Here is a 10,701-nt window from a genome sequence, read left to right on the forward strand (position 1 = left end):
AGATTTTTCTGAATCTTGAAAAAGAAATGAAAGCGTTTGATAGCTTTCCGTAAAAAGTGTATAATAAAACTATAAACATAAAGGAGATTTCCTATGGCAGTTAAAGATTTTATGACACGCAAGGTCGTTTATATCAGTCCTGATACAACTGTTGCACACGCAGCAGATTTGATGCGCGAACAAGGCTTGCACCGTCTCCCTGTTATTGAGAATGATAAATTAGTAGGCTTGGTAACAGAAGGGACAATCGCTGAAGCTAGTCCTTCAAAAGCGACTAGTCTTTCAATCTTCGAGATGAATTATCTACTTAATAAGACAAAAGTAAAAGACGTCATGATTCGAGATGTTGTTACTGTCTCAGGCTATGCAAGTTTAGAAGATGCAACTTATCTCATGCTTAAAAATAAGATTGGTATTTTGCCAGTTGTTGACAACGGACAATTGTATGGAGTCATTACAGATCGTGATGTATTCAGTGCCTTTCTTGAAATCGCTGGATATGGTGAAGAAGGAATCCGTGTTCGTTTTATCACAGAAAATGAAGTTGGAGTTTTAGGTAAGATTGTTTCTTTAATCGTTGAGGAAAATCTTAATATCTCTCATACCGTTAATATTCCACGTAAGGATGGTAAAATTGTTATTGAAGTACAAATTGAGGGAAGCATTGATCTTTCATCATTGAAAAAGAAATTCGAGGATGAAAATATTCTCGTAGATGAAATTACAAAAACTTCTGCAAAAAAACTCTAAAAAGAAAAATATAACTTACTTTAAGCTTGCGAAAAAAATTTTTTTCTAGTATAATAGTTTATTGTGAGCAAACCTCACTTACCCCATGCAATGACTTGGGGTCATTAGACCAAAAGGAGGAACATATCAATGGCTAAATACGAAATTCTTTATATCATTCGTCCAAACATTGAAGAAGAAGCGAAAAACGCTTTGGTAGCACGTTTTGACTCTATCTTGACTGACAACGGTGCAACTGTTGTTGAATCAAAAGATTGGGAAAAACGTCGTCTTGCATACGAAATCCAAGATTTCCGTGAAGGACTTTACCACATCGTTAACGTTGAAGCAAACGACGACGCAGCTCTTAAAGAGTTTGACCGTCTTTCAAAAATCAACGCTGACATTCTTCGTCACATGATCGTCAAACTTGACGCGTAAGAAGGTAGATTATGATTAACAATGTTGTACTTGTAGGGCGTATGACACGTGACGCTGAGTTACGTTATACCCCATCAAATGTAGCAGTTGCGACTTTTACTCTTGCAGTAAACCGTACATTCAAGAGTCAAAATGGCGAACGTGAGGCTGATTTTATCAATGTCGTTATGTGGCGCCAACAGGCTGAAAATCTTGCTAACTGGGCTAAAAAAGGCTCTCTTGTCGGGATTACAGGTCGTATTCAGACTCGTAGTTACGATAACCAGCAAGGACAACGTGTCTACGTGACAGAAGTCGTAGCTGAGAATTTCCAAATGTTGGAAAGCCGTAGTGCTCGTGAAGGACAAAGTGGTGGAGCTTATTCTGCACCAACTGCCAGTCATTCAGCACCTACAAATTCAGTACCAGACTTTTCACGTGATGAAAATCCATTTGGATCAACCAATCCTTTGGATATTTCAGATGATGATTTACCATTCTAATGGACAATTAATACTATAAAGGAGAAAAAACATGGCTCAACAACGTCGTGGCGGATTCAAACGCCGTAAAAAAGTTGATTACATCGCAGCAAATAAAATTGAATATGTTGATTACAAAGATACTGAGCTTCTTAGCCGTTTCGTTTCAGAACGTGGGAAAATCCTTCCACGTCGTGTAACTGGAACTTCAGCTAAAAACCAACGTAAAGTAACAACAGCTATCAAACGCGCTCGCGTAATGGCTTTGATGCCTTTCGTAAACGAAGATTAAAGAAAAGACCCTTATGGGTCTTTTTTTCACGAGCATTGAAATGTGAGAGCGAGTTGAGGTCCGGTGGACCTCTTTTTCATGAGCTTGAAAATAAGAAAGCGAATTAAGATCCCGACGGGTCTTTTTTTCACGAGCATTGAAATGTGAGAGCGAGTTGGGGTCCGGTGGACCTATTTTTCATGAGATAGTTTTTTTTGACCTTGGCGTGCTATAATGCTAATAGAAAGAGTAAAGGTGGGTAAGTCAAAGATGAATTGTACGATTGGAAATGAATGCAACTAGCCAAAATAATGATGATTTGGTTTTGTATCTAGTAAAGGAATTCGGATAAGAGACAAGGATTTTATTGGGGATGTGGGATTTCTCTACTTTATGGTATAATGGAAGGAGTGAATTGAAGGAGGTATTATAATGGATGTCAAGTTAAGATACAAGGCTAAGAAGATTAAGATTATCTTTTTTGATATAGATGATACTTTACGAAATTCAAAGACTGGCTTTATTCCAAGCACTATTCCAACAGCCTTTAAACAATTACGTGATAAAGGAATTTTGACAGGAATTGCGACTGGTCGAGGTATTTTTGGTGTCGTCCCAGAGATTAAAGCCCTCAAACCTGATTTCTTTGTAACCTTGAATGGTGCTTATATTGAGGACAAAAAGGGCAATGTCATTTATAGTAACAAAATTGCTAAAGATAAGGTTGAAGAGTATATTACTTGGACCAAAGAAGTTGGGATTGATTATGGTTTGGTGGGAAGTCATGCTACTAAACTATCAAGGCGAACAGAGATGATTAGCCAGGCGATTGACCCGATTTATCCTGATTTAGAGGTGGACCCTGATTTTTACCAAAAAGAAGATATTTATCAGATGTGGACCTTTGAGGAGCAGGGTGATGACCTTGTCTTGCCTGAAAGCTTAGCATCGACTTTGCGTATGGTACGCTGGCATGAACATTCGTCAGATGTGGTGCCGATTTCCGGTTCAAAAGCAGCTGGAGTTGCCAAAGTGGTAGACCAATTAGGTCTTAAACCTGAAAATGTGATGGTTTTTGGGGACGGACTTAACGATTTAGAGCTCTTTGATTATGCAGGCATTAGTGTCGCTATGGGTGTTTCTCATGACAAAATCAAAGAAAAAGCAGATTATATTACAAAAACATTAGAAGAAGATGGCATCTTTGATGCCTTAGAAGGATTTGGTATGGTAGAAAAAGAATTACATTTTCCACAAGTAGACATTGAAGCAGTAGAAGGTCCAATTGCGACTATTAAGACAAATCATGGGGATATGCGTATCAAACTTTTCCCTGATCACGCACCAAAAACAGTAGCCAACTTTATTGCTCTATCAAAAGACGGTTACTATGACGGTGTGATTTTCCACCGTATTATTAAAGATTTTATGATTCAAGGTGGAGACCCAACTGGAACCGGTATGGGTGGTGAATCTATCTATGGTGAGTCATTTGAGGATGAGTTTTCAGAAGAACTTTACAATGTCCGTGGAGCCCTTTCTATGGCTAATGCTGGGCCGAATACAAATGGTAGCCAGTTCTTTATCGTGCAGAATCAACACTTGCCATATTCTAAGAAAGAAATTGCTCGTGGTGGTTGGCCAGAGCCAATTGCGGAGATTTATGCAGAACAAGGTGGAACTCCTCACCTAGACCGTCGTCATACTGTATTCGGTCAACTTGCGGATGAAGCTTCTTATGAAGTTCTGGATGCAATTGCAGGTGTCGAAACAGGTGCAATGGACAAGCCAGTTGAAGATGTCGTAATTGAAACTATTGAAATTGAGGACTAAAATGAAAATCGGTGATAAGCTAAATGGCCGTATTACTGGGATTCAGCCCTATGGAGCTTTTGTTGAGTTAGAAACAGGAGTGACAGGACTGATTCATATTTCGGAGATTCGGACAGGATTTATCGAGAATATTTACGAGGTTTTAAAAATCGGTGATGAAGTCCAGGTACAAGTAGTAGATTTTGACGAATACACAGGGAAGGCTAGTCTTTCCATTCGTACCTTGGAAGAAGAAAAACATCAACTTCCTAGACGGAGACGTTTTTCGAATGATCGCATCAAACATGGATTCGCGCCGCTTGGTCGCATGATGCCTGTTTGGACACGAGAAGCCTTGGAACATTTAAAGAAAAACAGTAATTGATATCCCCTAAAATCATTGTGATGTTATTATATTTTGCTATAATAGAAGTATGAACGAAGAACAATTATTAAAAACAGGAGAGCGCATTAACCAACTCTTCTCTACTGACATCAAAATTATTCAAAATAGTGAGGTTTTCAGCTATTCAGTGGATAGTGTACTTTTGTCACGCTTTCCTCGTTTTCCGAAAAATGGTTTGATAGTAGATTTCTGTGCGGGCAATGGAGCTGTTGGACTGTTTGCCAGTAGTCGGACCAAGGCTAAAATTCTATCTGTAGAAATTCAGGAACGTCTTGCTGATATGGCTGAACGCTCAGTGCGTTTAAATGGGCTGGACGGACAGATGCAGGTCATCTGTGATGATTTGAAGAATATGCCTAGTCACATTCAGGGGAGCAAGGTTGATTTGATTTTATGCAATCCGCCTTATTTTAAAGTGGATCCAAATTCTAATCTGAACGAAAGTGAGCATTACCTTTTAGCTCGGCATGAAATTACAACCAATCTTAAGGAAATCTGTCGTAGTGCCCAGAGTATTCTCAAATCAAATGGACGTTTGGCAATGGTTCATCGTCCTGATCGATTATTAGATATCTTAGATACGCTCCAACAGCATAATCTGGCTCCAAAACGTCTGCAATTTGTTTATCCTAAACGGGAGAAGGAAGCTAATATGCTTTTGATTGAAGCTATCAAGGACGGCTCCACTAGTGGCTTTAAGGTTTTACCACCACTCATTGTTCATAATAGTGATGGTACTTATACACCAGAAATTCAAAAGATTTACTATGGATCATAAGGCTTATATGTATGTGGTAGAGTGCCGTGATGGTTCCTACTATACAGGCTATACAACAGATGTGAAGAAGCGGATTGCCGTGCACAATAGCGGTAAAGGTGCCAAGTATACACGCGCTCGTTTGCCAGTAAAACTCATCTTTGCAGAAGGTTTTGACAGCAAGGAAGAGGCCATGTCTGCTGAAGCTCTTTTCAAGCGCAAGACACGCATGCAAAAAGAACATTATCTCAAAGAATGTCAAAATAAGAATTTAGTCGATACTTTTGAAATGTAATGAGGAGTCCTTTGGCTCCTCTTACTTTTGTCAAAAATTGAAAAAAATGCTACAATAAAGAGAATAAAGAAACGAGGTATTATCATGTCTAAGATTCTAGTATTTGGTCACCAAAATCCAGACTCAGATGCTATTGGTTCATCTGTAGCTTTTGCTTATCTTGCAAAAGAAGCATACGGTTTGGATACAGAAGCGGTTGCTCTTGGAACTCCAAATGAAGAAACAGCTTTCGTCTTGAACTATTTTGGTGTAGAAGCACCGCGCGTGATCACATCTGCTAAAGCAGAAGGTGCAGAGCAAGTCATCTTAACAGACCACAATGAATTCCAACAATCTGTTTCAGATATCGCTGAAGTAGAAGTTTATGGTGTTGTAGACCACCACCGTGTGGCTAATTTTGAAACTGCAAGCCCACTATACATGCGTTTGGAGCCTGTTGGATCAGCATCTTCTATCGTTTACCGCATGTTCAAAGAACATGGTGTAGCTGTACCAAAAGAAATCGCAGGTTTGATGCTATCTGGTTTGATTTCAGATACCCTTCTTTTGAAATCACCAACAACCCACCCATCTGATAAGGTCATTGCGCCTGAATTGGCTGAATTGGCTGGTGTGAACTTAGAGGAATACGGTCTTGCTATGCTCAAGGCTGGTACAAACTTGTCAAGCAAATCTGCTGAAGAATTGATTGATATCGATGCCAAGACATTTGAACTCAACGGAAACAATGTCCGTGTGGCTCAAGTGAATACAGTTGATATTGCTGAAGTCTTGGAACGCCAAGCTGAAATCGAAGCAGCTATCCAAGCCGCAAATGCAGCTAACGGATACTCTGACTTTGTCTTGATGATTACTGATATTGTGAATTCAAACTCAGAAATCTTGGCTCTTGGTGCTAATATGGACAAGGTAGAAGCAGCTTTCAACTTCAAACTTGAAAACAACCATGCTTTCCTTCCGGGTGCTGTTTCACGTAAGAAACAAGTGGTACCTCAATTAACTGAAAGCTTTAATGCTTAATGATAAAGGGGATAACCCATTGTTAAAAAGGAGTTTCGGCTCCTTTTTTGCTAGGAGGAGACCATGTTAGAATCTGGCGATTTGATTTTTGTGAAAGAAAATACGGAAATGGGACAGGCCATCCAGGCATCTACTGGGAACTATAGCCATGTAGCCATCTTTTTGGACGGGAAGGTCTATCATGCTACGGCGGAAGGTGGCGTCCTAGCCCAGTCCCCTGAAGATTTCTTTGAAGTTGAGAAAGTCTATGACCTTTATCGCTATCCGAAAATCGATCACAAAGAAGTCAAAAAGCAGGCAGAGAGCCTTTTGGGTTCGCCCTACAATTCTTCCTTTTATCCGGATGGAGATGGTTTCTATTGTTCCCAATTTATTGCAGAAATCCTCCCTATTTTTGAGACCATTCCCATGAAGTTTGGTGAAGGAGAACAAGAGATTAGTTCGTTTTGGGAAGATTACTACCGAGAACTAGGACTAACTACGCCTCTGAATCAGCCAGGAACCAATCCCAGTCAGTTGGCCCAGTCTCCCCGTCTACAGTTTAAAGAAAGATATACGGATGATTACAATTATTAATCCCACACGCTTGACGCGTCAGCCTTTTTTTAAGGACTTGATCAACTATCTAGACCAGCAGGATGATGTAATTTTGCGGCAAATCAAGGCCCAATTTCCAGATCAGCCAGTGGACAAGCTGATGGAGGAATATATTAAAGCGGGCCTCATCCTTCGAGAAAATAAACGCTATTATCTCAATCTCCCTTTTCTAGAATCTACAGAATCTCTTGAACTAGACCAGGAAGTTTTTGTGAGAGATGATAGTCCAATCTATCAAGAAATCTTAGGGAAACATTTTCAGACTGAATTGCGCAATCAAACCAATGCAACTATTTTAGAAGAGTATACGGATTTTGCAAGGGAAAAGATGACCTTGTCTAATTACTTTTACAAGGTCAAGCACCAATATCCGCTGACAAAAGAACAGCAGAGACTGTATGACATTTTAGGAGACGTCAATCCCGAGTATGCTCTCAAGTATATGACAACCTTCTTGCTCAAGTTTCTCAAAAAATATGAAGTCCAGCAAAAGCGCAGAGACATCTTTGTCGATAGTTTAGAAGTCTTAGGATATATCCGAAAAAATGATGAAGGCAAATATGAATTAGCAGTGGACTTGGACAAGGAAAGACTGATATTTATGAAACAATAGAAAAGGCTAGGAAAATTTCCTAGCCTTCTTTTGATTTATTATAGGTAACGTTCTGCGATTGCTGCATCTCCAGGGTAGTCTTCCTTCTTACCTTGGACGATTTGGTAGCAGTCAGCTCCTTTGCCAGCGATAATGACCGCATCTAGTTCTTGACTTGTAACAGACATCGCAGTCTTGATGGCTTGTTCACGGTCAGCAATCTTTTCAACAGGACGATGGATGTAACTACTAATTTCATCAGCAATGGCCATTGGATCTTCATAGTTTGGATCGTCAGCCGTTAGAAATACTTGAATTTCAGGATGTTGATCGAGGAGAAGTCCAAAGTCCTTACGACGGCTTTCTCCCTTGTTTCCAGTAGAACCAAGAACTAGAGCAATTTTTCCAGTCTGATGTGTTTCAACGACTGAGATCAATTTCTTCAAGCTATCACCATTATGGGCGTAATCAATGAAAACTTTTGCGCCATTTTTCTGAGTGAGAACCTCCATGCGGCCAGGAACGCGTGTTGCAGCAATCCCTTTTTTGATGTCATCCAGACTAGCACCTAAACGAAGGCAAGCAAGTCCAGCAGCGACAGCATTTTCTTGGTTGAAATGTCCAATCAACTGGATATCATAATCTCCAGCTAATTTACCAGTAGCTGAGAAGCTAAAGGCTTTGGAGTTTTCGATTTGGTTATCAGATTGGCTACCGTAGAAGTCATGTTCTTGATTTTCTACTTGTTCTTTTAGAACAGAGAAGTGGTCCATATCGCTATTAATGACAACTGCTCGGCTATTTTTCATCAAGAGACGCTTGTGGTAGAAGTAATCTTCAAAAGTTGGATGCTCAATAGGACCAATATGGTCAGGACTGATATTGAGGAACACTCCTACATCAAAAGTAAGACCGTAAACTCGTTTCACCAAGTAGGCTTGACTGGAAACTTCCATAATAAGGTGGCTTCTTCCATTATCAACTGCCTGCGCCATCATATCAAAGAGGTCGATGCTTTCAGGTGTTGTCAGAGCAGACTTGAAGAAAGTTTTTCCGTCCAAAGTCGTATTCATAGTTGATAACATAGCTGGACGATGTTGCTGATTTAAGATATTGTAAGCGAAGTAAGCTGCCGTAGTTTTTCCTTTAGTACCAGTGAAAGCAAGTAATTTTAATTTCTCCTGAGGGTTGCCATAAAACTCCATGGCAATCAAACTCATAGCCTTTTTAATATCGCTAACGACAATAACAGGAATGCCTACTTCGTAGTCCTGCTCGGCTACATACCAACCGAGTCCTTGTGAGATTGCTGAAAGAAGAAATTCCTTCTTAAAAGCAGCTCCTTTTACAAAAAAGAGGCTATTATCTTTTGCTTTTCGGCTATCGTAGCAGATGCTATCAAAAGTTACATCACTGAAATGATAGTGGTAATGTCCTTGGTCGATAATCTCACGGAAGAGATCGTCTTTCTTTAAAATATCTAATACGGTTTCAATCTTTATCATACTTTCTATTGTAAACTGAAAGTCTGAATTTTACAAGTAACAAGGAAAAGTTTATAATGGAAGGTAAGGAACATTTCCTAGTGATTAAAAATGAATGAGGAAGTTATGTCTAACGAAAATAATCATCAGCAGGCCCAGATGTTACGAGGGACTGCCTGGCTTACAGCTAGTAACTTTATTAGTCGCCTGCTCGGAGCTATTTACATTATTCCCTGGTATATCTGGATGGGGACTTATGCTGCAACGGCTAACGGTCTCTTTACCATGGGTTATAATATCTACGCCTGGTTCTTGTTGATTTCGACAGCAGGTATTCCAGTTGCAGTTGCTAAGCAGGTCGCTAAATACAATACCATGCATGAGGAAGAGCATAGTTTTGCCCTGATTCGAAGTTTCTTAGGCTTTATGACGGTATTGGGACTTGCCTTTGCTTTGATCTTATATCTCTTTGCGCCTTGGTTAGCGGATCTTTCGGGTGTCGGTAAGGACTTGATTCCCATTATGCAGAGTTTAGCTTGGGCTGTCTTGATTTTCCCGTCTATGAGTGTTATCCGTGGATTTTTCCAAGGGATGAATAATCTTAAACCTTATGCCATGAGTCAAATTGCTGAGCAGGTTATCCGTGTGATTTGGATGCTCTTAGCAACCTTTATCATCATGAAGCTCGGTTCAAAAGATTATCTATCAGCGGTTACCCAATCAACTTTTGCTGCTTTTGTGGGAATGGTAGCTAGTTTTGCAGTCTTGCTTTATTTCCTTTATAAGGAAGGATTGCTCCAAAAAGTTTTTGAAACACGAGATAAGATTGATAGTAAGAGTCTTCTAATTGATACGATTAAGGAAGCTATTCCTTTTATCATAACTGGTTCTGCCATTCAGCTTTTCCAAATCTTGGACCAAATGACCTTTATCAATAGCATGAAGTGGTTTACCAACTATAGTAATGAAGATTTGGTTGTCATGTTTTCTTATTTCTCTGCCAATCCTAATAAAATCACCATGATTTTGATTTCCGTAGGAGTATCAATCGGTAGCGTTGGTTTGCCCCTCTTGACCGAGAACTATGTCAAGGGTGATTTACCAGCAGCTTCTCGGTTGGTGCAAGATAGTATTACCATGCTCTTCTTATTCCTACTACCTGCAACGGTTGGAGTAGTCATGGTAGGGGAACCCCTCTATACAGTCTTTTACGGTAAACCTGATAGTTTGGCTTTGGGCTTGTTTGTCTTTGCAGTCTTGCAGTCAACAATCCTAGGTTTGTACATGGTCTTGTCTCCAATGCTTCAGGCTATGTTCCGTAACCGTAAGGCAGTTCTATATTTTATCTATGGTTCGCTTGCTAAGATCGTTTTACAACTACCATCAATAGCTATTTTCCACAGTTATGGACCATTAATTTCAACGACCATCGGTCTCATCATCCCAATTGTTTTAATGTACCGTGAAATCTGTCAGATTACAGGTGCTCGCCGAAAGATTATCTTGAAGAGAACAATCTTAGTCACTATTTTAACTTTAGTCATGTTTATCCTTGTTGGATTCTTGCAATGGATTTTTGGACTTGTCTTCCATCCAACTGGACGTTTCTGGAGCTTCATATATGTCGCCTTAATTGGTACAATTGGTGGTGGGCTCTATGGATTCATGAGTCTCTATACTCGTCTCTTAGATAAGGTTATTGGAAAGGCAAAAGCTGACCAGTTACGAGCGCGCTTAAAATTATCATAATATTTAATAAATAAAACGAACGATTTGAACTTTTTACGTAAAAAGGTCTAAATTGTTCTTTTTTTCTTGAAAAAATACAAAAAAATA

13 protein-coding genes and 1 pseudogene are annotated in these 10,701 nt (G+C 39.7%); 13 read left to right on the forward strand and 1 reads right to left on the reverse strand.

What is annotated here, in order from left to right; genetic code table 11:
* Positions 1 to 93 precede the first annotated feature (93 nt).
* The 12 genes and pseudogenes from I1J71_RS06455 (at position 94) to I1J71_RS06505 (ending at position 7,402) form a co-directional block, all read left to right on the forward strand.
* Positions 94 to 750, forward strand: a complete 657-nt coding sequence (locus I1J71_RS06455; RefSeq protein WP_006148127.1) for a CBS domain-containing protein — start codon at positions 94 to 96, stop codon at positions 748 to 750.
* A gap of 129 nt (positions 751 to 879) precedes the next feature.
* On the forward strand, positions 880 to 1,170 hold the full coding sequence (gene rpsF / locus I1J71_RS06460; RefSeq protein WP_002896497.1) for a 30S ribosomal protein S6: 291 nt from the start codon (positions 880 to 882) through the stop codon (positions 1,168 to 1,170).
* Between the two features lie 11 nt (positions 1,171 to 1,181).
* Positions 1,182 to 1,652 (forward strand): single-stranded DNA-binding protein SsbA, encoded by a 471-nt coding sequence (gene ssbA / locus I1J71_RS06465; RefSeq protein WP_016466131.1) that lies wholly within the window; start codon positions 1,182 to 1,184, stop codon positions 1,650 to 1,652.
* A gap of 31 nt (positions 1,653 to 1,683) precedes the next feature.
* Positions 1,684 to 1,923: a 30S ribosomal protein S18 gene (gene rpsR / locus I1J71_RS06470; protein ID WP_000068664.1), complete on the forward strand. Its 240-nt coding sequence runs from the start codon at positions 1,684 to 1,686 to the stop codon at positions 1,921 to 1,923.
* Positions 1,924 to 2,185: 262 nt separating this feature from the next.
* Positions 2,186 to 2,254, forward strand: a pseudogene (locus I1J71_RS08610) (GNAT family N-acetyltransferase); the annotation flags it as partial.
* Positions 2,255 to 2,334: 80 nt separating this feature from the next.
* Positions 2,335 to 3,735, forward strand: coding sequence for a bifunctional Cof-type HAD-IIB family hydrolase/peptidylprolyl isomerase (locus tag I1J71_RS06475; RefSeq protein ID WP_195184156.1), 1,401 nt, complete (start codon positions 2,335 to 2,337; stop codon positions 3,733 to 3,735).
* 1 nt (position 3,736) lies between these two features.
* On the forward strand, positions 3,737 to 4,099 hold the full coding sequence (locus tag I1J71_RS06480; protein ID WP_004252382.1) for a S1 RNA-binding domain-containing protein: 363 nt from the start codon (positions 3,737 to 3,739) through the stop codon (positions 4,097 to 4,099).
* Positions 4,100 to 4,148: 49 nt separating this feature from the next.
* Positions 4,149 to 4,898, forward strand: coding sequence for a tRNA1(Val) (adenine(37)-N6)-methyltransferase (locus I1J71_RS06485; RefSeq protein WP_195184157.1), 750 nt, complete (start codon positions 4,149 to 4,151; stop codon positions 4,896 to 4,898).
* The gene (locus tag I1J71_RS06490) at positions 4,888 to 5,172 is read left to right on the forward strand and encodes a GIY-YIG nuclease family protein (RefSeq protein WP_195184158.1); all 285 of its coding nucleotides are present in this window, start codon (positions 4,888 to 4,890) and stop codon (positions 5,170 to 5,172) included. The genes I1J71_RS06485 and I1J71_RS06490 overlap by 11 nt, the downstream gene beginning before the upstream one ends.
* An 84-nt stretch (positions 5,173 to 5,256) precedes the next feature.
* Positions 5,257 to 6,192 (forward strand): manganese-dependent inorganic pyrophosphatase, encoded by a 936-nt coding sequence (locus I1J71_RS06495; protein WP_195184159.1) that lies wholly within the window; start codon positions 5,257 to 5,259, stop codon positions 6,190 to 6,192.
* Between the two features lie 63 nt (positions 6,193 to 6,255).
* Positions 6,256 to 6,768 (forward strand): YiiX/YebB-like N1pC/P60 family cysteine hydrolase, encoded by a 513-nt coding sequence (locus tag I1J71_RS06500; protein ID WP_195184160.1) that lies wholly within the window; start codon positions 6,256 to 6,258, stop codon positions 6,766 to 6,768.
* Entirely contained in the window at positions 6,752 to 7,402 is a 651-nt protein-coding gene (locus I1J71_RS06505) for a DUF1803 domain-containing protein (RefSeq protein ID WP_195184161.1), read from the forward strand. The genes I1J71_RS06500 and I1J71_RS06505 overlap by 17 nt, the downstream gene beginning before the upstream one ends.
* Before the next feature lie 38 nt (positions 7,403 to 7,440).
* On the opposite strand, the gene I1J71_RS06510 is transcribed toward I1J71_RS06505, so the two are convergent.
* Positions 7,441 to 8,886, reverse strand: a complete 1,446-nt coding sequence (locus tag I1J71_RS06510) for a UDP-N-acetylmuramoyl-L-alanyl-D-glutamate--L-lysine ligase (protein WP_195184162.1) — start codon at positions 8,884 to 8,886, stop codon at positions 7,441 to 7,443.
* 105 nt (positions 8,887 to 8,991) lie between these two features.
* On the opposite strand from I1J71_RS06510, the gene I1J71_RS06515 reads away from it, so the two are divergent.
* Positions 8,992 to 10,614 (forward strand): putative polysaccharide biosynthesis protein, encoded by a 1,623-nt coding sequence (locus I1J71_RS06515; protein ID WP_195184163.1) that lies wholly within the window; start codon positions 8,992 to 8,994, stop codon positions 10,612 to 10,614.
* Positions 10,615 to 10,701: the final 87 nt, after the last annotated feature.

Source organism: Streptococcus infantis (genome assembly GCF_015546995.1).
Classification (GTDB): Bacteria; Bacillota; Bacilli; order Lactobacillales; family Streptococcaceae; genus Streptococcus; species Streptococcus infantis_J.